20 protein-coding genes and 1 other RNA gene are annotated in these 22,531 nt (G+C 33.0%); 12 read left to right on the top strand and 9 right to left on the bottom strand.

Translation table 11 applies throughout. The annotated features are described in order from the left end of the window. Positions 1-6: 6 nt before the first annotated feature. Entirely contained in the window at positions 7-4,407 is a 4,401-nt protein-coding gene (locus tag IE051_RS02395) for a T9SS type B sorting domain-containing protein (RefSeq protein WP_189359126.1), read from the bottom strand. A 29-nt stretch (positions 4,408-4,436) separates the two neighbouring features. Further along, positions 4,437-4,952, bottom strand: coding sequence for a hypothetical protein (locus IE051_RS02390; protein ID WP_189359124.1), 516 nt, complete (start codon positions 4,950-4,952; stop codon positions 4,437-4,439). A 483-nt stretch (positions 4,953-5,435) separates the two neighbouring features. Between IE051_RS02390 and IE051_RS02385 the strand changes: the two genes are divergently transcribed. From IE051_RS02385 to IE051_RS02370, 4 genes are all read left to right on the top strand, one after another. Beyond that, on the top strand, positions 5,436-5,921 hold the full coding sequence (locus IE051_RS02385; RefSeq protein WP_189359122.1) for a SixA phosphatase family protein: 486 nt from the start codon (positions 5,436-5,438) through the stop codon (positions 5,919-5,921). A 197-nt stretch (positions 5,922-6,118) separates the two neighbouring features. Continuing rightward, entirely contained in the window at positions 6,119-8,185 is a 2,067-nt protein-coding gene (gene ppk1 / locus IE051_RS02380) for a polyphosphate kinase 1 (RefSeq protein WP_189359121.1), read from the top strand. Position 8,186: 1 nt separating this feature from the next. Continuing rightward, entirely contained in the window at positions 8,187-9,092 is a 906-nt protein-coding gene (locus tag IE051_RS02375) for a Ppx/GppA phosphatase family protein (RefSeq protein WP_189359119.1), read from the top strand. A gap of 170 nt (positions 9,093-9,262) precedes the next feature. Further along, positions 9,263-9,853 (top strand): porin family protein, encoded by a 591-nt coding sequence (locus IE051_RS02370; protein ID WP_189359116.1) that lies wholly within the window; start codon positions 9,263-9,265, stop codon positions 9,851-9,853. On the opposite strand, the gene IE051_RS02365 is transcribed toward IE051_RS02370, so the two are convergent. Genes IE051_RS02365 through dnaX form a run of 3 tightly spaced genes read right to left on the bottom strand, consistent with a single transcriptional unit; the run spans position 9,850 to position 12,751 of the window. Beyond that, positions 9,850-10,431, bottom strand: a complete 582-nt coding sequence (locus tag IE051_RS02365) for a MiaE family protein (RefSeq protein WP_189359114.1) — start codon at positions 10,429-10,431, stop codon at positions 9,850-9,852. The two genes, IE051_RS02370 and IE051_RS02365, sit on opposite strands and share 4 nt — an antisense overlap. A gap of 3 nt (positions 10,432-10,434) precedes the next feature. Next, positions 10,435-11,022, bottom strand: a complete 588-nt coding sequence (locus tag IE051_RS02360; RefSeq protein ID WP_189359112.1) for a hypothetical protein — start codon at positions 11,020-11,022, stop codon at positions 10,435-10,437. Beyond that, the gene (gene dnaX, locus IE051_RS02355; RefSeq protein WP_189359110.1) at positions 11,015-12,751 is read right to left on the bottom strand and encodes a DNA polymerase III subunit gamma/tau; all 1,737 of its coding nucleotides are present in this window, start codon (positions 12,749-12,751) and stop codon (positions 11,015-11,017) included. Before dnaX ends, IE051_RS02360 begins: the two co-directional genes overlap by 8 nt. Positions 12,752-12,980: 229 nt before the next feature. Between dnaX and rnpB the strand changes: the two genes are divergently transcribed. Next, positions 12,981-13,313: RNase P RNA component class A (rnpB, locus tag IE051_RS02350), an RNA gene on the top strand. Positions 13,314-13,379: 66 nt separating this feature from the next. Here rnpB and IE051_RS02345 read toward each other — a convergent pair. The 4 genes from IE051_RS02345 to IE051_RS02330 form a co-directional block, all read right to left on the bottom strand. Further along, positions 13,380-14,132, bottom strand: a complete 753-nt coding sequence (locus tag IE051_RS02345) for a hypothetical protein (protein WP_189359108.1) — start codon at positions 14,130-14,132, stop codon at positions 13,380-13,382. Positions 14,133-14,417: 285 nt separating this feature from the next. Beyond that, complete coding sequence (locus tag IE051_RS02340; protein ID WP_189359106.1) at positions 14,418-14,957, bottom strand: RsmD family RNA methyltransferase; 540 nt, start codon at positions 14,955-14,957, stop codon at positions 14,418-14,420. Continuing rightward, complete coding sequence (locus IE051_RS02335; RefSeq protein ID WP_189359104.1) at positions 14,957-15,778, bottom strand: DUF3822 family protein; 822 nt, start codon at positions 15,776-15,778, stop codon at positions 14,957-14,959. Before IE051_RS02335 ends, IE051_RS02340 begins: the two co-directional genes overlap by 1 nt. Next, positions 15,762-16,499: a hypothetical protein gene (locus tag IE051_RS02330; protein ID WP_189359102.1), complete on the bottom strand. Its 738-nt coding sequence runs from the start codon at positions 16,497-16,499 to the stop codon at positions 15,762-15,764. Before IE051_RS02330 ends, IE051_RS02335 begins: the two co-directional genes overlap by 17 nt. Positions 16,500-16,638: 139 nt before the next feature. Between IE051_RS02330 and IE051_RS02325 the strand changes: the two genes are divergently transcribed. The 7 genes from IE051_RS02325 to IE051_RS02295 all read left to right on the top strand — a co-directional run bounded on the left by IE051_RS02325 (position 16,639) and on the right by IE051_RS02295 (position 22,426). Next, positions 16,639-18,063 carry an ATP-dependent DNA helicase gene (locus tag IE051_RS02325; protein ID WP_189359100.1) on the top strand — a complete coding sequence of 475 codons (1,425 nt, stop codon included), beginning with the start codon at positions 16,639-16,641 and terminating at the stop codon, positions 18,061-18,063. A gap of 15 nt (positions 18,064-18,078) precedes the next feature. Then, positions 18,079-18,648: a DUF4126 domain-containing protein gene (locus tag IE051_RS02320; protein ID WP_189359098.1), complete on the top strand. Its 570-nt coding sequence runs from the start codon at positions 18,079-18,081 to the stop codon at positions 18,646-18,648. 71 nt (positions 18,649-18,719) lie between these two features. Further along, the gene (gene kdsB, locus IE051_RS02315) at positions 18,720-19,433 is read left to right on the top strand and encodes a 3-deoxy-manno-octulosonate cytidylyltransferase (protein WP_189359365.1); all 714 of its coding nucleotides are present in this window, start codon (positions 18,720-18,722) and stop codon (positions 19,431-19,433) included. After that, positions 19,424-20,128 carry an HAD family hydrolase gene (locus IE051_RS02310; protein ID WP_189359096.1) on the top strand — a complete coding sequence of 235 codons (705 nt, stop codon included), beginning with the start codon at positions 19,424-19,426 and terminating at the stop codon, positions 20,126-20,128. The genes kdsB and IE051_RS02310 overlap by 10 nt, the downstream gene beginning before the upstream one ends. A gap of 1 nt (position 20,129) precedes the next feature. Continuing rightward, the gene (locus tag IE051_RS02305) at positions 20,130-20,747 is read left to right on the top strand and encodes a CatA-like O-acetyltransferase (RefSeq protein ID WP_189359094.1); all 618 of its coding nucleotides are present in this window, start codon (positions 20,130-20,132) and stop codon (positions 20,745-20,747) included. A 46-nt stretch (positions 20,748-20,793) separates the two neighbouring features. After that, the gene (locus IE051_RS02300; protein WP_189359092.1) at positions 20,794-21,876 is read left to right on the top strand and encodes an iron-containing alcohol dehydrogenase family protein; all 1,083 of its coding nucleotides are present in this window, start codon (positions 20,794-20,796) and stop codon (positions 21,874-21,876) included. Position 21,877: 1 nt separating this feature from the next. Continuing rightward, on the top strand, positions 21,878-22,426 hold the full coding sequence (locus IE051_RS02295) for a 1-acyl-sn-glycerol-3-phosphate acyltransferase (protein WP_189359090.1): 549 nt from the start codon (positions 21,878-21,880) through the stop codon (positions 22,424-22,426). Positions 22,427-22,531 lie beyond the last annotated feature (105 nt).

The following is a 22,531-nucleotide window of genomic DNA, read 5'->3' as shown; positions in this document are numbered from 1 at the left end:
AGCTTTTTATTTGGTTCCTAGGTATACTGGACCCGTAATAGGATCTAAACCTACATTTCCAGAATTGCCGTTATTTTTAATTTGAACGATATAATAATAAGTTCCATTAGGTAGTTTACCAGAACCTCCTATAGAGGCTTTGGATGATGATCCATCCCAATCTCCAGGAGAGAGTGTTTCTGAAGTACCTATTTGATAATCATTAGATTCATAAACTAAAGCGCCCCAACGATTAAATATTTTCACTTCGGCTCTGAAGCCACAGCGTTCAATTCCTGATATATCAAAAGTGTCATTGTATCCATCGCCGTTGGGCGTAATTGCTTTAGATATAACTACATTGTTATTACCACAAGGTAAAACAACACAATCTGCGTGAATATTCATTCTAACTTCAGTAACTGCAATACATTCTGCGTCAACAGTAGTGTATCTAAATACATAATTAATGCCTCCACTTTGAGGGGATAGTTCATCATTTATTTCAAGAATAGTAGGATCAAAATCGCTGCCATTCAAAGATGCTGTTGTATCACCTTCAACGATTTCCCAAATGCCCTCATTATTTTGAGAATTTGGAATGTAGTCATCAAGATTAATAATCCCATCTTCGAAACATCTATCTTCAGCTATAACTTCGGTAAATACTTCATCAAGGGTAACATTTAATGTTTGTGTAAAAATTGATTCATTATTACATTCATCTCTAACCGTCCAGGTTCTTATAATCTCATAATCTTCTAATACGGTATCTTCAAAGGTGCTCATTTCCTCAAATTCAACGCTAATATTTGTTGAGCAATTATCTGTAAATTGTAAAGAAGGAGCTTCTGGAATTGCAGAACAATTGACGTCTATTAATGATTCTAAGGAACTTGATAGAACCGGAGCGGAGTTATCCTCTACGGTGATTTTCTGAGTGTGGGAGGTAGTTAAACCACATAAATCAGTAGCTGTCCAAGTACGTGTTAAAATGTAGTTGAAAGGGCAGTCACCATCCTCTCTTGTTTCAATAATTGAAACGGCTACAGTACCACAATTATCAACGGCAGTTATATCCTCGGCTTCAGGAATGGCATTACATTCCACGGTAATGTCTGTAGGAAGTGCTTCGACAAATACTGGAGCTTTAGTGTCTTGAACCGTAATTGTTTGGGTGAAAGTAGTGGTGTTGCCACATTCGTCTAAAGCAATCCAAGTGCGGGCTAAACTGTAAAAATTGTCACAATCTCCTTCTGTTTTTATATTACTAACCGTCACTGATGCGGTCCCACAATCGTCAGATGCCGATAATTCAATGGGTTCTGGAATGGCATCACATTCAACTGTGATGTTAGCCTCTGGAAGGGTTTGATCAAAAGATGGTGGGGTAGTGTCAGATGTTGAAATGGTTTGATCTGCACTAACCGTATTTCCACATATATCTGTAGCGGTCCATGTACGCGTAATGGTATAAGTTCCAGCGCATGCGCCATCTGTACGAACATCGTTAAATGAAATTTGTACATCACTGTCACAATCATCGGTAGCAGTTGCTGTTCCAAAATTAATAGTTTCTGGATCATCACTACACACGGCAGTTACATTTTCTGGAAGAACAAGAGTAGGCGGTGTGTTATCTTGAACAGTAATTGTTTGGACAAAATTAACACTTGTGTTATTACAGTCGTCAGTGAAATTCCAAGTTCGTACTCTAACATAAGCATTGGAGCAGTTTGGTTCTAAAGTACTAACATCACTTATTAATACTAATGTAGGACTAGCTGAGCAATTGTCGGTAGCTGTTGGTGCTAATAATAAAGCCTCCGTAATATCATCTGAAGCACTACATTCAAGTGTTACATCTAAACTATTTATAGGGGTGTCTATAACCGGTGCATTGGTGTCTTTTATGAGGTAGGTAGCAGAAGTACTACTTGAATTACCGCAATTGTCTGAAGCGATAAAGGTTACCGTAATAGGACTGTTTTCACATTGCACGGCATCATTTGAATTGTAGTCATTGCTCCAAGTAATATTGTCGCCTGAATTAGTTACGGTCGAATTTGCATGGTTAGTTAACCATAACTCTAATTCATTAAAATCGTCGACTCCACATTCAATTTCAATGTTAGTCGTATTTGTATTGTCAATAATTGGTGCTGTGGTATCTTGTACTATAATAGTTTGTACAAAGTCAGCGCTGGTATTGTTACAATCATCAGTAAAATTCCAAGTACGCACTCTTACATATGCGTTTTCACAATTTGGGTCTGGTGTGTTAATATCACTTACCAAGTTAATATTTGGGCTGGTTGTACAATTGTCTGTAGCTGAAGGCGTTAGTGTCAAAGCCGTATTTATGCCAATCGAATCACTGTATTCTAAAGTAGAATCTAAGCTTTTTTCTGCAGTGCTAATAATAGGAGCTATAGTATCATTTACTGTTATAGTTTGACTTAATAAAATAGTGCTACCACAATCATCAACAACGCTATATACTCTTGTTATAATTTCCGGACAGCTATTGCCGTTCGAAGTATCTGAGACAAAGCTAATAATTGGAGCATTACCAGTGTCTGAAGTGGCGTCAGTAATTATTAACGGATCTGGAGCTGGAACATCGGCTAAACAGGTTACATTTATAGCTGCAGGGGCTGTTGCCGTTGGAGGTGCACCAACATAGCCTTCTTTTTCTATTTCTATAGTTAAAGGCGCTGGAATGGGTTCATTTTGACATGTTCCACTTTCTTCATAACCTAGTATTAAATCTTCTGAAAAGGTAATTTGAGAAGTGGCACCTGTTCCACTAAGCATTCCGTTTATATTCAATGTGGTACTAAAACCAGGATCATTTAATACAGTACAATCTTTGGTAGTTGTTAGTTTAAAGCTAATATCTGCCAAGACAAAATCAGGGTTAGATGGATTCGGAAATTCTCCCAATTCCCAAACAATGGCTCCATTTGTACCAATACTAGCGTCATATGACGGCGGTGAATAACCAGTACCAGTAGTGAAAAATGTGTTGAAGGACATTGTTATATTACTGGGGTCAATAGAATTTGAAATAGGAATAGTAAGCTTTGTATTATTAATAGCCTCTGTACCTGCATTTGTTAACTCTAGTTTGAAATCTGCAAACTCCCCGGGTTGTAAACTTAAAACTGGTGGATTAGCATTGCCATTTATTGATGTATTGGTTAAAAGACCAACAGGTTCTGGTATATAGGCATCAACAGCAAATGTTAAATTAAAAATAGCATATGCATCCTCATCACTCCCATACCTAAAAGAGGTCTTGGTTTGGCCGTTATCAATAATGTTCTTTCCAGCATTATCTATGTTAAACATGACAATGTCTACACCACTATTATTTACGAGCTCTGGGTTTCTCATATTAGGACTAGTATGTGTTATAATAGAGGAGGTGAAAAAATTATCTGTAGTATTATTGGTATGTGCTAAAGGCTGATAAGTACCTGTTTGCAACTGTTCAATTTCAAGAAAGTCAGTTTTCCATCCAAATTCACCCTCACTGGCCATAATACCAAGTTTAACATTAATGTCTCCACTAGCAGTGGCGTTAAAGCCATCTATATTAATGACATAATCAGAAGGGTTGTCATCGTCAACATAGGCGTAACCATCAAAAACAGTTATGTCTCTCCATTTCATTTTTGAATTTTCATAAACAACAACCATTCCCCAACCACCAGAAAACCCGGTAATGTCTTCACTTCCTTCTCTTACGGCCATATCTGCAATAAAATACTCTCCAATGCCTCCTTTTTCCGGATCTTTAACATAGGCAGTGATATCTGCATAAGCCGTGTAAATATTTCTTTCTAACCCGTTAATAGGGTAGTGAATTTCATCATTGTTATTTACTAATTTATCAGCAAAAACAGCTTCATAACCAGTAGCGCCAGGACCACTGATTAATACTCTCGTTTTGTCAAAGTTTTTGGTGATATTATTCTTTGTAACAGAAAAAGTATTTGGATTGTTATCATTGTCATTATTCTCGTCACTTCCTGTTTCTGTTCTTCCGAACCAATATAGGCCAGCGTAAAGTACGTTGGAACATTCTGGCATAGCACCATTTTCATTTGAAAACACTAAGTTTGATGAGGATGAGTTCCAAGTGTCTGAATCGTCATCTATATCCACATAGATCATGTCATCATCATTGGTAGCTGTTTCATCATAATTAATTAAGGTGAGATTTGTATTTCCTATCATAGAAAAATCCCCCTTAACACTATAGATAGTAGTCCCTGGCGTTGTATTTGAGGATCTAGGGGCAAAAGGAACCTTAACTTGACTATAACCATTCAGAATACCTAGTAAAAGAAAAAAGACAAAAGCAGTCCTTTCATTCAGGTGACTTTTAATGATATCTTTTGTTTTGTATCGTTTTTTCATGTGTTAATGATTAAAATTCATTATACAAATTATGAAGGGCTTTCCGCATTGTAGAAAACCCTAATATTACTATTTGCTATTATAAAATTTTCAATGTCTTTTGATTCACATTTAAATGCACATTTTATAAAAACATATTTTAAGTTATTTAGTGCGGTCAAAGTTGTTAAATCTATGTTATTCCTTAATTCGTTCAAATCTTTTACTTTGATAGTAATTATTTCCGCTTGGTTATATTGATTTTGATTTGCTTCTAAAAATGCCAAAGACTTGGTGTCTTTCATTGTGATTTTTACAACAGAACCTTCACCATAGATTGATTGAATTTTGTTATTCTTTAGGTACAAAGTGGTTTTTAAATTAAAAGCAATGTCATAAAAATCCTTTCTATCTTCTGATGATTTATTGGTACTAGATGATTTATTAGTACTATTAGAAATCTCATGAATGTTTTTGTCCTGAGCATGGGTCAAATCAGGCCTCAATATGCATAAACATAAAATGATTAGTATAAAAGCTGTTTTTATTAAAGGTCTATTTTTCATGGTCTGAAGTTTTCCTAAAGGGTTTAATGGAGTGCTGTATAATCCTAAAAATTATTACCTTGTTACTAAAAGACAATATATTTTCGGTTGGCTAAGTCAATGCCAATTACCGCAGTATCTGTTTTGTAAAAATTAGAGGATAGTAATTGCTATTACTATTTTTGCGTGTAGTTTTTAATTTTTGAGGCATAATTTCAATTTTAGTAGGTGGAACAAAGTAAAGTATATGTTTTTGGATATTTTAATAAATTAGTCAAATCACACATTTATTCTTTAAAATGTAAAAAAGAATGCTATTCTGACTATTTAAGATATATCTATGTTTAATTGTGTTTTATGGTTTAATTGATTGTAAATCAGTTTTTTATTTGCTTAAATGTGATTGGTATATGTATTATATTATTAAGTTTGTATAACAAATAACTTGAATTTTATCGATATAAACAACATTTTGTCGATAAAAATAGCGTTTAATCGATATTTATGAAAAGACTCATTTTAATAAGGCATGCAAAATCTTCTTGGAACTTTGATGTAATTGATCACCAGAGACCTTTAAATAAAAGAGGCCTAAATGACGCTGATTTGGTTTCAACCTATTTAGTCGAATCAAATCCAAAAATTGATATATTGCTATGCAGTGATGCTCAAAGAACACGGCTAACCGCAGATTTTTTTATATCCAAATTGAGTATTGACTCAGACCAGATTGTTTTTAATCATGACCTTTATGATTTTGATGGTCGTTCATTAGAAAACGTTATTAAAAATTGTGACCCCTCAACAAATAATTTAATGGTGTTTGGCCACAATCATGCCATAACCTTTTTTGTAAATAAGTTTGGAAATAAATATGTTGAGAATGTGCCTACATGTGGCGTGGTAATCATAAATTTTGATATTTCAGATTGGAGTGATTTAACTAAGGGTGAAACGATTCAAATTATATTTCCAAAACAGATAAAGTAATTGAATGCTTTCTTAATTTGTGTGAGGATAAAGTCAGTTAGGCAGGAATATATAGTTTGTAGGGGATTCTATAAAGAGATATTATTATACTTGTTAATTTTTTTCATAATTTTTTAAGAATTCTTCAACCGATTTGAGGGTAATATTTAGCCTAAATAGAATATATTTGTTAAGCAAGTAATATTAAATCTCCTTAAATGACCAAACCTGAAGTTTCCCAAAATAATAGCTATATAAACAGAGAAATTAGTTGGCTGCAATTTAATGCAAGAGTTTTACAAGAAGCTCAAGATGAAACGGTACCCCTAATTGAGCGTCTTAGGTTTTTAGGGATATTTTCTAATAATTTGGATGAATTTTTTAAGGTAAGATATGCTACCGTAAAACGTATTGTTCAAGCAGGTAAAGGAGGTAAGAATCAATTAGGAGGTATTCGGGCTAAAGAACTTCTTGAGATTATAACACAAATAGTTATAAATCAGCAAAGTGAAAGTGTGGCTATCCTTAAAGAGATTGATGAAGAACTGAAAAAAGAAAATATTTATATCATTGATGAGACTCAAATTGACGATGCCCAACACGATTTCATTAAAAAATACTTTTTAAGAACGGTAAGTCCGGCATTGGTAACAATCATTTTAAATGATGCTGTTGTATTGCCTAATTTAAAGGATAGTGCAGCATATTTGGCAGTAAGAATGCTTATGCCTGGTGATAAGAAGCAATTTGCGTTAATTGAGATACCCAAATCTGTAAATCGTTTTGTAGTATTGCCAAAACAAGGTGATAAGGATTTTATAATTTTAATTGATGATTTATTAAGACATTGCTTAAGTGATATTTTTAACATCTTTGAATACAAGAGCATATCGGCTCACATGATAAAAATAACTAGGGATGGCGAGTTAGACTTTGAAAGTGATTTAAGTAAAAGTTTCATTGAAAAAATTTCTGACAGCGTAAAGCATCGGCAAATAGGTGAACCCGTTAGATTTGTTTATGACAAAACCATAAATAAAGAAACTTTAAGGTTTTTGATGTCTAAAATGGGTATTGACGATACGGATAGTGTCATTCCTGGTGGTAGATATCATAATAGAAGAGACTATATGGGGTTCCCGAGTTTGGGAAGAACAGATTTGATGTATGACAAAATTGAAGCCTTGCCAATTAAAGGCCTTAGTTTACAAGACAGTATATTTAAAGCTATTTCTAAGAAAGATTATTTGCTGTATGCGCCTTATCAAACCTTCGCATATGTTGTTAAGTTTTTACGTGAAGCCGCTTTAGATCCTAAGGTTAGAACCATTAAAATCACCATATATAGATTAGCTGAAATATCTCATATTGCAAGTTCTTTAATAAACGCCGCTATTAATGGTAAAGCTGTGACCGTATCTATTGAACTTCGTGCAAGATTTGATGAACAAGCAAATATTGATTATGCCCAACAGATGGAAGAAGAAGGGGTTAATTTAATTTTTGGTGTAGCAGGGCTAAAAGTGCATAGTAAAATGTGCGTGATTGAACGTGAGGAAGGTAAAAAATTAAAACGATATGGTTTTATAAGTACAGGAAATTTTAATGAATCTACGGCAAAAATATATACGGATTATACCCTTTTTACTGCAAGTCAAAAAATATTAAAAGACGTTAGTAAAATATTTGAATTTTTTCTGACTAACTACAAAATAAACAGATACAAACATCTCATAGTTTCACCTCATTATACTCAAAAATCTGTTTTCAAATTTATTGATAATGAAATTGAAAATGTAAGAAATGGAAAAGAAGGTATAATCAGATTAAAAATGAATAGTATATCAAGTTACCCAATGATTGATAAACTCTATGAAGCCAGCAGAGCAGGTGTTAAAATTCAAATGATAGTACGTGGGCTTTGTTGTCTAATTCCTGGTGTTAAGGGTATGAGTGAAAATATAGAAGTTATTAGTGTTATAGATAAATTTTTAGAGCATTCTAGAATTTATATCTTTGGAAATGACGGCGATACTAAGCTCTATATATCATCAGCAGATTGGATGACTAGAAATATTGAAAATAGAGTAGAGGTAAGTTGCCCTATATATGATGAAGATATTAAAAAAGAAATTATTGAAACCTTTGATATTAGCTGGAATGATAATGTAAAAGCAAGACTGCTAAATGATTCTCAAGAGAATGAGTATCGGGTTAATGAAAAAGAAAAGGTAAGGTCTCAATATGCCGTTTATGATTATTATTTAAAAAAATTAGAAGATTAATATGCTTTCAATAAAAAAGTATGCAGCCATTGATATTGGTTCTAATGCCGTAAGATTATTAATTTCAAATATAATAGAGCAAGAAGGAAGACCAGTTCAGTTTAAAAAGAATTCCTTAGTCCGGGTACCCATTCGTCTGGGAGCAGATGTTTTTATAAAGAATAAAATATCAAAGGAGAATACTAAGCGTATTTTAGATACTATGCTAGCCTTCAAACTACTAATGAAATCGCATAAAGTAGTAAAATATAAGGCTTGTGCAACATCAGCAATGAGAGAGTCTTCTAATGGGCAGAAAGTAGTAGATTTGGTTCAGGAACATGCTGGTTTAAGTATTGATGTTATAGGTGGAGAAGAGGAAGCTGCGATAATAGCAGCAACTGATTTAAATAAATATATTGATCCTAATAAAACATACCTCTATGTTGATGTTGGGGGGGGAAGTACTGAGTTTACAGTGATTGATCAAGGAAATCAAGTTGCTTCAAGATCTTTTAAAATAGGTACTGTAAGATTGCTTAATGACATGGTGAAAAATGAAGCATGGCAAGAACTAAGGGAATGGATAGGAACAAATGCCCAAGGTTATGATAAAATATCTGTAATAGGTTCTGGTGGAAATATTAATAAGATTTTCAAAATATCGGGTAAATCTATGGGAAAACCATTAAGTTATTTCTATATGACCTCTTACTATAATACTTTGCAATCCTATTCTTATGAAGAACGCATTACCGAATTAGATTTGAATCAAGATAGGGCTGATGTAATCATTCCCGCTATGCGTATTTATCTGTCAGCAATGAAGTGGAGTGGAGCCAAAAACATATATGTTCCCAAAATAGGATTGGCAGATGGTATTATTAAAAGTATCTATTATGATACCGTTTCCAGTAATACACAGTAGTAATTTGCAGTTTAGCTTTTAAAGTTGTTTGTTTTTGTAATTATAAATTATATTCGCAAGTACAATATTGTTATTAATTAATACCCAAATCTATTAATAATGAATAAGTCGGATTTATCTACAAATCATAGGCTATTTGCATCTGATAGATTTATTAAAAGATTAAACAGATGAAAAAATCACTAATTCTTTCAGTTTTACTTAGTTTTTCAATCTTTAGCTTTTCGCAAGATAAAGAATCAGAACAGACTACAACGGTTGCCCCTAAACCGTCTAATACATCCCTAGTTAAAAGTGTTAAGTGGGGAGTAAGAGGTGGATTGAATATTTCAAATTTAGATTTTGATGAAGAAATTAATTTTGAAAATAAACATAGAAATAGTTTTTACTTTGGCGCTTTTGCATCCATACAATTTTCAAAAACGATGTCTTTAATGCCAGAATTGCAGTTTTCTGGAGAAGGGGCAAAAGCAGAACCACTTCAATTAGATTACATTCAAATGCCCATCTTAATTGGTTTTAAATTAAGTAATAAGGTGGACGTACTTGTTGGTCCTCAAATTGGATTAAAGGTTCATAAAGAAGGAGATCAAGCAAATAATTTAGGCTACTCGGGAGTGGTTGGTGTTGAATATCGTATAAATTATGCACTTTTTGTAGATGCTAGATATACCTATGGATTTAGAAATGTGTTTGATGATAGCTTAGGAATTTCTGCCAAAAACAGAAACTTCCAAATAGGGATAGGTTATAAGCTTTAACCGTGAATAGCTTCAGATGTACCTAAATTGCTTATGATTTTTGCTTCATATTCTAAAAGGTCTTTCCATTTAGCGTTAACTTCATCGGTATCTCCAAATTGTCTGGCAAAACCAAGAAACATGGTATAATGATTTGCCTCGCTTACCATAAGTTTTTTATAAAATTGAGCTAATTCCTTGTCTTTAAGTTCTTCCGAAAGTAATCTAAAGCGTTCGCAGCTTCTGGCCTCTATAAGTGCGGCATAAAGCAATCTATGCACAAGTTGTGTTGTTCTGCTACCACCTTTTGGAAAGAATTTTAATAGCTCTACCACATAATCATCGCGCCTGTCTCTACCAAGCGTCCAACCGCGTTCTATGATTATATCATGTACTAATTTGAAGTGGCTAATTTCTTCCTTAACCAACGCCACCATTTCTTGAACTAATTCTGTGTATTCTGGAAAACTGACAATTAATGATATGGCCGTACTCGTCGCTTTTTGTTCACAAAAGGCATGGTCAGTAAGTATTTCTTCTATATTTTTTTCTACAATATTAACCCAACGCGGATCTGTTGGTAGTTTTAATCCTAGCATAATTTAAATGGTATTAGCACTAAAGTTATTTCGTCTAATATTTACGGCACCAAGGTTACTTATTTCAATGATAAAATCTTTATAAATTTCAGTATCAGGTATATTAAATGTCGTGTTTAAACGTAACGTTTGGTTGGTACTGGATGTAAAATCCACCCAAACATATTGCATAATGGCCTTTTCCAAAAACAATGGAGATTCGAAATCATGAAAAAAGGACTTGTTTAATATAAATTCATTACAGTATTCATTGTTTTTATAAACGCTGATTGCAGCTTCAAAATTACTATAGTAGGTTGTTTTATCCTTGTCATTAGAGTAGGCAGTCTTGCTTTGACTGTAGTTGTCATTCAAGCTATGGTAGTTAATTTTTACGTTGAAGCCATTTGCTAAAATGGTGTCTGTTTCGATTATAACGGGCTGTTTAGGTACGAAATGTATTTGCTTTTTAAGGTCACTTTTAAAATTTGATTCATCAAAAGTTTCGCTATTCGTTTGTAGCCTTCGGTACTTGCCATCACAACTAAAAAAAGATAATGATACAAGAATAGCAATGACTAGTATTGCGTTTATTTTTAGTGTTTTAAACATCTAAATCAAAAGTTTTTCTTAACAGTTCAACATTAGGGTTTTTTTCTTTGAGCTTTTCAAATTTATCAGCATCAGTATAAACATATTGTTTTTCCATAATTTCATTAATGGTTATGGATAATCCAATATCATAATTTTTTAAAGCTTTTCTCAAATGACTTAAAAGTTCGTATTGTTGTCTTTCAACTTCCACTTTGTTGGTGCTATTCGGAAATTCTAAATGAGCAATTGTACCTTTTATTTTTGGGGTGTCAATAGATAGAATAGAAGCTAGATTATGTTTGCCATCTTGACGTAACTTTACAATAAACGCATTCCATACCGCTAAGAATTCTGCTTGAGTAAAAGGTTCTTTTGGAAGTTCTTCCTCGTCAATCACAACATCCATTTGTTTTATGAGATGTTCTTTTTTTGCTCTTATACTACTTAATGAAAGTCCTGAAGTACGCTTAGTATTTTGTTTTAATTCTATTTTTGGCGGTTCTTTTCTTTGGAATTTTTCTACGGTTGAATTCGTAGACTTGGACAAGCCACCTTGTTCGTTTTGTTCTGTGGCTTTTGTAGTCGCGGGTGTTTGATTTTTAGGTGTGGAAACCGGAATTGGTTTTATTCCTTTCTTCCTGAAATAGGATGCCGGTATTATGTAATGTCTGCTATTTTTTTTTTTTTCTCCATCAAAAGTGATAGAGGCAAGCTGCATTAGACAAAGTTCAACGAGTAAACGCTGGTTTTTACTTGTTTTGTATTTCAGATCACAATCATTAGCCATATTTATACCCTGCATCAGGAATCCTTGTGAGGCTTTTTTTGCCTGTTCAAGATACTTTGCTTTAGTTTGGTCTCCAACTTCCAGTAGTTCTATGGTTTCTTGAGTTTTGCTTACCAGTAAATCTCTGAAATGAGATGCCAATCCGGCAATAAAATGATGGCCATCAAAACCTTTGGAAAGGGTATTATTAAATTGAAGTAATAATTCTGGAATCTTGTTTTCTAAAATAAGGTCAGTACTTGTAAAGTAAGTATCGTAATCCAGGACATTTAAATTTTCTGTAACCGCTTGTCTTGTTAAATTTTTACCTGAAAAGCTGACAACACGATCAAAAATTGAAAGGGCGTCTCGCATAGCCCCATCAGCTTTTTGAGCAATGATATGTAAGGCATCATCTTCAGCAGTGATGTTTTGTTCTTCGGCAATGTACTTTAAATAATTCTTTGCGTCTTTTACCGTTATTCGTTTAAAATCAAATATTTGACAGCGCGATAAAATAGTAGGAATAATTTTGTGTTTCTCTGTAGTTGCTAGAATAAAAATACAATGTTTAGGAGGCTCTTCTAAAGTTTTAAGAAAGGCATTAAAAGCCGCTTGAGAGAGCATATGTACCTCATCAATAATATATACTTTGTATTTACCAACCTGAGGAGGTATTCGGACTTGATCAGTAAGACTCCTAATATCATCCACCGAGTTATTGGAGGCAGCATCTAATTCAAATACATTAAAAGCAAAATCTTCATCGGCAGCTTCAGAACCATCACTGTTAATCATTTTTGCTAAAATTCGAGCACAAGTTGTTTTTCCAACACCACGAGGACCTGTAAATAACAAGGCTTGAGCTAAATGATTATTTTCAATGGCATTAAGCAAGGTGTTTGTAATAGCCTGCTGGCCAACAACGTCTTTAAACGTCTGAGGTCTATATTTTCTGGCCGATACTACAAAATGCTCCATTGATAACTCTTAGAGAAACAAATTTAAAAATTCAGTTTTGAATGATAAATTTTAAGCAAAGAATTTAATAGGAGTTATTAACAACGAGACCATCATAATATGAATTCTTAATCACTATTGTGATAAAAACATTACCTTTTTTTGAAATGTAATTAAAAAACATGCCACTCCGGTATTTTTGAATGTATAAATAAGTGAATATGATGCATTAGAATTGTATTTTTGCGCACAAGTAAATCGCCTTATCGAACCAATTAAGGTTAGGAAAGTCCGAACACCATAGTGCAACATAGTGGCTAATAACCACCAGCCGTGAGGTTAGGAATAGTGCAACAGAAAGTATGTACAGGTCATGCTGTAGTGAAACCAGGTAAACTCTATGTGGTGCAATGTCATGTAAACCAGCGTTTTTAAGGCGGCACGCTTGATGCTGGAGGGTAGACAGCTAAAGTGTTTTAGTAATAATGCACTCAGATAAATGATAAGGATGTTTTGTTTTATGTCAGCAAGTCTGAAACAAATTTAGAACATACAGAATTCGGCTTATAGATTTACTTAAATATAATAAACCCTTCTTTAAACTAATAAAGAGGGGTTTATCAATAAAAAAAGTGACTAACTCTTTGGTTTAATCTGTTTTTGGGGAATAATCCATATCTGGTCGCATTACCCCCCTTTGTTCTTCCATTCTAGACACATAATTTAGGACCTTGCTGAACGTTTTCATTCTATCAGGCCCTAATAGTTTTCTGTTTTCTTCATTCTTCTGAGCGGCATCTATTTCGTTTTTAAAGGCAGCAGAAACCATATAATAGTGCTCCATTTGCCCCATGCCATCGCGATACACACGATAATACATTTTTGATCCTTTTTCTTTAAACATATCTCTAACGGCTTTCATTCCATCTCTTATATTTTTAGCGTCTTCCGGTTTGTAGTACATATAGTACCATTCACGATAGGTCTCATCGGCCGGTGCATTATCGACACCTTCTGGCATATATGAAAGCTCATTGTCCTTTACAATTACGTAGGTTCCGTGTGAATCATAACATTTGTCGAAACGGGAAAACAAATCAGTAAAATCATCACCCATGGCTTTAGCCATTTCAGCAAAAGGACGCTCATCAAAAGAGGCGAAATTTTCTATAGGCGACACATAGAAATATTTATTATCATAAGTCATAGCGGTAAACCAACTCACATCAACATTGTGTTTTGATGCTGCCGCTTTAAACTCTTTAGCAATGGCTTCATATTCCATTAATTTGGAAGGTTTCACATTATCTTGATGAATTCTGAACATCTGTTGTGCCTGAGCAAAATGGAGAACGAAGCATAACATTAGAATTGAAATACATGTGGTTTTAATTGTTTTCATAATTTTAAATGGTTGGTTAATTAATAATATATAAATAGGGTCACTGACCATTGAATTTGCATTCGTAAAATTTAAACTTTTAAAAAGTAAAAAAAAGACAGCTTTTAAGCTGCTTGAGAAAGCATATTCATTATATATATGGTAATAAAGCTTATTTCACTTTTAAACACATACATAAGCAATAAACGGATTGTTTAATGCAAGTTAGAAATTCGTGAAATTTGGGTTGTAATTAGAGAGAAATCTAAGTTAGGAAAAAAAAAGGAATAAAAAAAACGGTGTAGTTTAACTTGCTTCAAAAAAACTAAACATATTACCACCATAACTTTTGGAATAGGCGAAGTTGGTAATATGTGATAAATCAGTATGTTTGGAATGTTCAATAATGAGCAAGCCGTCTTCAAGTAATAAATTATTTGAAAAGACAAGTTCTGGAATTTTACTAAACTGTTCTATTGAAAAATTATATGGTGGGTCGGCAAATATAAGGTTTGATTGCATACTGGTTTTTTCCAAAAACTTGAAAACATCACTTTTTATGGTTTGGATAGGCATTTCAAATTTATCCGAAGTTTGATTAATAAACTTAATACACCCAAAATCTTGGTCTACACAAGTTATATTTTCGGTTCCTCTCGAAGCAAATTCGTAACTAATATTCCCAGTTCCTGCAAATAAATCAAGGACTGAAATAGCATCGAAATAATAGAGGTTATTAATAATATTGAACAAAGATTCTTTAGCCATATCGGTTGTAGGTCTAACCGGTAGGTTTTTTGGAGCTACAATTTTTCTGCTTTTATAAATTCCTGATATAATACGCATTATAGGCTGTTTAGTAAAGTGAAATCTGAATATTCAGTCTTAGGTTTATCCTTAAAAATAAAAGTATTTAATGCCGTTCCGAAGCTAATATTTCTAATATACTTATAACATATTTGGTATAAATCATCATTTTTATCAATTTCACCTAAGAATACCAGATCAAAAACTTGAGGGTTTAAGTCCAATTGTTCTGCCACAAAAAGGATGTAATAAATAAAATCTTCACTTGTGTTGTATTTATATGAATTATAAAGGTGCAATTCACCGTTGATAAATACCACTAGTTCAAAATGCAAACGGCAAACGTTAATGTATATCTTAGTGCTTTTCTTGTTTTTTTCAAGATTATGTAAAGCTTCTATTAATATAGTAGAAACATGTTTAAATGTAAAAGTGCCAAACTTTTCATAAACAAAGTTATTTATATTGATGTAGGGCACATAAACATTGATGCAATTGTTCGCTATAATGGCATCATACGTAATGAAATCAGATTTAAGGATTTTAGAATTGAATTTTAAATAATCTGCTAAATAGGTTTCATCAAATAAATCCTTAGGAACTTGAGCTGATATATCATTATCATGAATTATAGAAACTTTTTGGAACGTGTTCTGAAGATCAGGGTCATTACTAAATAAATCTTTTAAACAATCTAGAACTTCAAAAGGAGTTAGGCTCTTTTCAAAGTTGATAGATCTAAGTTTTATTATAGTATTAGAGTCTCTTTGTAGTATACAAAAAGAAAGTCCACTCAAACTTATTTGAATGGACAATTCTAGACTTTTAATTATTTTGTTACTGTTATTCGTTAGAGCCATATGTTTTTGGCCAGTTTCCAGTTGTTTTAACTTCGTTCATCGATCCAACTTTTAATGCATCTCCGTTTACACCATCAACTGCAATTACTTGCTTTTCTTGATTTAGCAAATCTTTGTTTTGGTCGTATAAGATAACATCCTTCTTAGCTACAACTTCAAACACTGGAATATTAATCTTATTTTGTTCTATAAATCCTGCTTGCATTTCAAACTTAGCACCTTCTTTTCCAACAGGAATATTCATCATATTCTTGTAACGATTAGAATCTTTAAACAAAGAATCTTTTACTGGAACAAAGCCCAAGGTGTCAATTATTAAAATATCTTTGTAAGTGTCTACTTGGTATAATTTAGTTAACTCCTCATCTATTACACTAGAATCTCTTCGTTGCGTAATTGTAAACTCAGCAGTGTCAACAAACTTAACAAGGCCGTCAAAATCTTTTGCAAATTTTCCAGTTACTTGTCTATGTGCTAATTGTGAAAATTGAATATCTTTTAAACTTTCAATAACAACGGCGTATCTTTTATTCTTTAATTTATTGAACTGAATAGGTTCAAATATTGACATATATGTTTGGTAACCTAAGAAACCAATTAATAACCAAAGTGCTATGTTTAAAAATGGTTTAAACTTTGAAGGAATAAATTTATCAACCAACTTGACCAAGCCAATTGTAACTAATATCACTGCAACTGCGATAAGAATAAATGTTAACATAGTGTGTTATTTAATTTAAAGTTTATTAATGGTATTTAGCAAATCTACAATTTTTTTTTAATCGTAAAAACATCGTAAAAACAAAGAGAGTAAAAATCATTTATATCTTTGAATAAAAAATAAACAGACCTAACGTTTAATGACGGCATCCCAATTTTATTCTCTTATAAGACAGCAGTTTCCATTCGAACCTACCATAAAACAAAATATTGTTTTACAACAGCTTTCTAATTTTATTTTTAGTAATGATAAACGCGAACTATTTGTATTAAAGGGATATGCAGGTACGGGTAAGACCACTATTGTAGGGTGTATTGTATCTAATCTTTGGAAAGCCAAAAGAAGTGCTGTTTTAATGGCGCCAACGGGTAGAGCAGCAAAAGTCATAGCAAATTACTCTAAAAAAGAAGCATTTACCATTCATAGGAAAATATATTTTCCAAAAAAGGAAAGAGGGGGAGGCGTTAAGTTTGTATTACAACCCAATAAACACAAAAACACAGTTTTTATAGTTGATGAGGCTTCTATGATTCCTGATACTCCGGGCGATTCTAAATTATTAGAGAACGGATCTTTATTAGAAGATTTGATGCAGTATGTGTATTCTGGTCATCAGTGTAAATTACTTTTAATAGGTGATACAGCGCAACTTCCACCAGTAGGGTTAGAGCTAAGTCCTGCTTTAGATGAAAATAATTTGGCATTGAATTTTAATAAGGAAGTTAAAAAAATGGAACTTGATGAAGTGGTGCGTCAAGAAGGAGGTTCTGGTATTTTGGCAAATGCTACGATGCTTAGAGATGCTATTTCAAACGCTTTTTTTGATAGTTTTAAATTTGATTTAAGACCATTTAAAGATATCGTTAGGCTCATTGATGGTTATGAGATTATGGACGCCATAAATGATGCTTATAGTGATTTAGGTAATGAAGAAACGGCTATTATTGTAAGAAGTAACAAACGGGCTAACCTGTATAATCAACAAATTAGAAGCAGGATTCTGTTTAACGAGAATGAGTTGACTGCTGGCGACTATCTTATGGTCGTTAAGAATAATTATTTCTGGATAAAACCAACTTCAGAGGCAGGATTTATTGCTAATGGAGATATTATAGAGGTTTTAGAAATATTTAGTATTCAAGAGATTTATGGTTTTCGCTTTGCTGAAGTGAAAATTAGAATGGTTGATTACCCCAAAATGCGTCCTTTCGAAACCGTATTGATATTAGACACTATAGATGCTGAAACACCTTCCTTATCTTATGAAGATTCAAATAGGTTATACCAAGAGGTGTTGCTAGACTATGAAAATGAAACAACCAAGTATAAAAAATTTTTAAAGGTAAAATCTAATAAACACTTTAACGCCCTACAGGTTAAGTTTTCTTATGCCATAACGTGCCATAAATCTCAAGGTGGACAGTGGCATACGGTTTTTGTTGAACAACCATACTTACCAAATGGAATAGACAAGGAATATTTACGTTGGTTATATACAGCGGTTACTAGAGCTAAAGATAAGTTGTATCTTATTGGTTTTAAAGATGAATTTTTTGAAGAATAATTATTTAAATTACAGATGACCCTTGAAATAATCATAAGTATTTGTCTTGGAATTGGGTTGTCGGCATCAGTGGGATTTCGTGTGTTTTTGCCATTATTTGTGTTAAGTTTAGCATCTTATTTTGATGTTATTCAACTTAATGATTCTTGGATATGGCTTAGTACTACTTCGGCTTTATTAACATTGGGTGTAGCTTCAATGGTAGAAGTTTTTGCCTATTTTGTTCCGTATATAGATAATCTGTTAGATAGTATTGCAGTGCCATTGGCTGCTCTTGCAGGAACAGTTATTATGCTCTCTACAGTTATTGATTTAAGTCCAGTAATAACTTGGTCATTGGCTATAATTGCTGGTGGAGGAACAGCAGCAGCAGTGGCAGGAACTTCTGGTGCTACACGTTTAACTTCTACAGTTACAACGGGTGGTATGGGTAACCCCATAGTTTCAATATTAGAAACGATTACCTCAATTGTTCTGTCTATTATTTCTATTTTTCTTCCTATTCTAGCGGGGATCTTAGCCCTATTTATTTTGTTCATCATTTATAGACTTTATACTAAGTTTAAAACGCCATGTGTTAAATAGCACGAATATTTATAGTATTTTTGAATGAGATTCAATAATTAATCAAAACTAAAATTGTGAAAATAATTTCAATGATTCCAGCGCGATATGCCGCTTCACGTTTTCCTGGTAAACTCATGCAGGAGTTAGGAGGAAAAACGGTAATTCGTAATACTTATGAAGTAGCAGTTGCTACTAATTTATTTGATGATGTATTTGTAGTTACTGATAGTGATATTATCTATAATGAGATTGTAGATAATGGAGGAAAAGCCATTATGAGTAAAAAGGAACACGAATGTGGTAGTGATAGAATAGCCGAAGCAGTTGAGTTTATGGATGTTGATATTGTTATTAACATTCAAGGTGATGAACCATTTACAGACAAACAATCTTTAGTTGAACTTATGGATGTGTTTAAAGATGATGATGCTAAACAGATTGATTTGGCTTCCCTGATGGTTGAAATTAAAGAAGAAGAAGAGATTAATAACCCTAACATTTGTAAGGTCATTGTCGATAAAGATAACTTTGCACTTTATTTTTCACGTAGTCCAATACCGTATCCAAGAGAAACAAACGTTGGTGCAAAATATTATAAGCATCAAGGGGTTTATGCTTTTAGGAAAGAGGCTTTGTTAGATTTTTATAGGTTACCCATGCTGCCATTAGAGGCATCGGAAAAAATTGAATGTATTCGTTATTTAGAATATGGTAAACGTATAAAAATGGTGGTGACCGATATTCAAAATGTTGAAATTGATACTCCTGAGGATTTAGAGCTGGCAAAAAAACTATGGAAATAGATTTTAAAAATATTAAGGTCATTGGTTTTGATGCCGATGATACACTTTGGGTCAATGAGACCTATTTTCGTGAGGCCGAAAAGGAATTTGCCAAACTCCTTTCGAAATATGAAACACCCAACAAAATTGATCAAGAGCTTTTCAAAAAAGAGATAGGTAATCTGCCGTTATATGGCTATGGTGTTAAGGCTTTTGTGCTTTCTATGGTTGAATCTGCTTTAGAATTGTCAAATCACGGGGTTTCCACTAAAACTATTGAAGCTATCTTAAACATTGGAAAAGATATGTTGAATAAGCCTGTAGATCTTTTAGAAGGTGTTGAAATGGTTTTGAAAACATTATCAAAAAAATACCGATTAATATTAGCAACTAAAGGAGATCTTTTAGACCAAGAACGTAAACTGGAAAAGTCAGGTCTAAATGACTATTTTCATCATATTGAAGTTTTAAGTGATAAAAAAGAAGCCAATTATTCCAAATTACTTAAGCATTTAGAGATAAAACCTTCAGAGTTTTTGATGGTTGGGAATTCATTAAAATCAGATGTATTACCGCTTGTTAATATTGGTGCACATGCCATTCATGTGCCATTTCATACAACTTGGGCTCATGAACAGGTGACAGAAGATGAAAAAAATGGAAAGGCATATAAAACATTAAATGCATTGACCGATATTTTAAACCTATTGAATTAAGTTGAAATTCATTGATAAAAATACTTGGAAAAGAAAACAGCTTTTTGATCATTTTTCAAGGCTTAGCGATCCTTATTTTGGTCTGACTATTCCTTTTGATGTTACTAAAGCTTATCAGTTTACCAAAGAAAATAATATTAGTTTTTTTGGTAAATACCTTCATGATTGTATGAAGGCAATTAACGACATTGAAAATTTCAGGTATCGCATAGAGCAGGAGCGAGTAGTTTTATATGATACGATTCATGCATCTGCAACAATGATGCGCACAGACCATACATTTGGGTTCTCTTTTATTGATTATGATGAAGACCTCAATGTGTTTCTTGAAAATATTAGAGAAGAGAAAGCAAGAGTAATGGCGACATCTGATTTATATCCACCTATAAACGGACAGGATTGTATTCACTGTTCTGCTATACCATGGGTTAACTTCTCAGGGCACAAAGAACCGGTTTCAGGCGAATTAGAATCTGTCCCAAGATTGGCGTTTGCTAAGACCATGAAAACTAACGACAAATTGATAATGAATGTTGCTATTAGTGTTAATCATGCCCTGGTAGATGGTTATCATGTTGGCTTATTTTCTGAAAAATTTCAGATGTATTTAAACCAGTAGTTATTAAATTAATAGTATTTTTGATTGTTATATTAATCCAATAATTATGAGTTATAAAAATTTCCCAATGGTGTCTAATGTGATATTTGGCAGAGGTAGTTTCGGTCAGATTAATGATGTGCTAGCACCTAAAAGATTAAGTTCTAAAGCACCATTTATATTTTTAATTGACGATGTATTTAAAAGTAATTCATGGTTAACTTCAAGAATTTCGTTAGCCTATGATGATAAAATCATTTATGTGTCATCGGCCGAAGAGCCTAAGACATCACAAGTAGACAAACTGGTTGAAGATATTATTTTAATGACCAAGGAAAAGCCTTCTGGAATTATTGGTATTGGAGGAGGAACTTTATTAGACTTAGCAAAGGCCGTTGCCATTATGTTAACTAATGAAGGACCTGCAAAAGATTATCAAGGGTGGGATTTAGTAAAAAACCCAGCAATATACCATGTTGGTATTCCAACAATATCTGGAACTGGAGCTGAAGTATCAAGAACAACCGTTCTAACTGGACCAGAACGTAAATTAGGTATAAATTCAGATTATACGCCTTTTGATCAGGTAATATTGGATTCTGAATTAACTAAAGGTGTGCCTACAGATCAATGGTTTTATACTGGGATGGATTGTTATATACATTGTGTTGAGTCTCTTACAGGTACTTATTTGAATAAGTTTAGTGAGACTTTTGGAGATATGGCTATTGAGTTGTGTAGAGATATTTATCTATCAGATAAACTTTCAGAGGAAGAGGCTCAAGAAAGTTTGATGATGGCATCGTGGCATGGAGGTATGAGTATTGTGTATTCTCAAGTAGGGGTTGCTCACGCCCTAAGTTATGGTTTATCGTATTTATTAGGAACAAAACATGGTATTGGAAACTGTATTGTTTTTGATCACTTAGAAGAATTTTACCCGGATGGTGTTAAGGAATTTAAAGAAATGAAAGCTAGACATGGTATTGAGTTACCTAAGGGTATTTGTGCTGATTTGACCGAAGAACAGTTTAATATTATGATTGATGTTGCATTAAGTTTAGAGCCACTGTGGGAGAATGCCCTGGGAAAAAACTGGAAAAAGGTTATGACTAGAGAAAAGGTTAAAAGTTTATACCAAAAAATGTAATATGCAGAGGCTGGCTAAATTTATCTATTTTAAACTATTGGGCTGGCAAATTATTGGTAATACTTCATTTTCAAAAGATACAATTAAAAAGGCTGTTATAATTGCTGTGCCACACACAAGTTGGCACGACTTTTATATAGGTGTTCTGTTGCGCGCGGTTGTACAAGTAAAAACTAATTTTATTGGAAAAAAGGCATTGTTTGTTTTTCCCTTTGGCTATTTTTTTAAGGCTTTAGGAGGTTCTCCAATTAATAGAAAAGTTAATGAAAATAAGGTTGATTCCATTGCAAAATTGTTTGATGAGCATGAGGAGTTTAGAATGACTTTAGCGCCAGAAGGGACTAGAAAAAGGGTAGAGGAGTGGAAAACAGGTTTTTACTATATAGCGAAAAAGGCCAATGTTCCAATAATTATGTTTACCCTTGATTTTGAAAATAAACGGAATACGATATCTGAACCGTTTTATCCTACCAATAATATTGAAGCCGATTTTGAATATATGTACAACTTTTTTAAAGAGGTAAAAGGTAAAATACCTAATTACTCATAAGTTAATTATTCTACTTTGGCATAATACTTGTATTATAATTGGAAAGCACATGAAACATAAAGTAAACAATTAATTGTCCCTAAAAAGAAACATGAGGCCCCAAAT

It is taken from the genome of Algibacter mikhailovii (assembly GCF_014651495.1).
Taxonomy (GTDB): Bacteria; Bacteroidota; Bacteroidia; order Flavobacteriales; family Flavobacteriaceae; genus Algibacter_E; species Algibacter_E mikhailovii.
This window is presented reverse-complemented; position numbering and strand designations above follow the sequence as displayed.

Coding starts and splice junctions, on each gene's coding strand:
- ppk1 (WP_189359121.1), top strand. CDS start 6,119: ATGACCAAACCTGAAGTTTCCCAAAATAATAGCTATATAAACAGAGAA.
- IE051_RS02340 (WP_189359106.1), bottom strand. CDS start 14,957: ATGCGTATTATATCAGGAATTTATAAAAGCAGAAAAATTGTAGCTCCA.
- IE051_RS02375 (WP_189359119.1), top strand. CDS start 8,187: ATGCTTTCAATAAAAAAGTATGCAGCCATTGATATTGGTTCTAATGCC.
- IE051_RS02295 (WP_189359090.1), top strand. CDS start 21,878: ATGCAGAGGCTGGCTAAATTTATCTATTTTAAACTATTGGGCTGGCAA.
- IE051_RS02390 (WP_189359124.1), bottom strand. CDS start 4,952: ATGAAAAATAGACCTTTAATAAAAACAGCTTTTATACTAATCATTTTA.
- dnaX (WP_189359110.1), bottom strand. CDS start 12,751: ATGGAGCATTTTGTAGTATCGGCCAGAAAATATAGACCTCAGACGTTT.
- IE051_RS02385 (WP_189359122.1), top strand. CDS start 5,436: ATGAAAAGACTCATTTTAATAAGGCATGCAAAATCTTCTTGGAACTTT.
- IE051_RS02320 (WP_189359098.1), top strand. CDS start 18,079: ATGACCCTTGAAATAATCATAAGTATTTGTCTTGGAATTGGGTTGTCG.
- IE051_RS02300 (WP_189359092.1), top strand. CDS start 20,794: ATGAGTTATAAAAATTTCCCAATGGTGTCTAATGTGATATTTGGCAGA.
- IE051_RS02335 (WP_189359104.1), bottom strand. CDS start 15,778: ATGGCTCTAACGAATAACAGTAACAAAATAATTAAAAGTCTAGAATTG.
- IE051_RS02330 (WP_189359102.1), bottom strand. CDS start 16,499: ATGTTAACATTTATTCTTATCGCAGTTGCAGTGATATTAGTTACAATT.
- IE051_RS02325 (WP_189359100.1), top strand. CDS start 16,639: ATGACGGCATCCCAATTTTATTCTCTTATAAGACAGCAGTTTCCATTC.
- IE051_RS02310 (WP_189359096.1), top strand. CDS start 19,424: ATGGAAATAGATTTTAAAAATATTAAGGTCATTGGTTTTGATGCCGAT.
- kdsB (WP_189359365.1), top strand. CDS start 18,720: ATGATTCCAGCGCGATATGCCGCTTCACGTTTTCCTGGTAAACTCATG.
- IE051_RS02395 (WP_189359126.1), bottom strand. CDS start 4,407: ATGAAAAAACGATACAAAACAAAAGATATCATTAAAAGTCACCTGAAT.
- IE051_RS02365 (WP_189359114.1), bottom strand. CDS start 10,431: ATGCTAGGATTAAAACTACCAACAGATCCGCGTTGGGTTAATATTGTA.
- IE051_RS02345 (WP_189359108.1), bottom strand. CDS start 14,132: ATGAAAACAATTAAAACCACATGTATTTCAATTCTAATGTTATGCTTC.
- IE051_RS02360 (WP_189359112.1), bottom strand. CDS start 11,022: ATGTTTAAAACACTAAAAATAAACGCAATACTAGTCATTGCTATTCTT.
- IE051_RS02370 (WP_189359116.1), top strand. CDS start 9,263: ATGAAAAAATCACTAATTCTTTCAGTTTTACTTAGTTTTTCAATCTTT.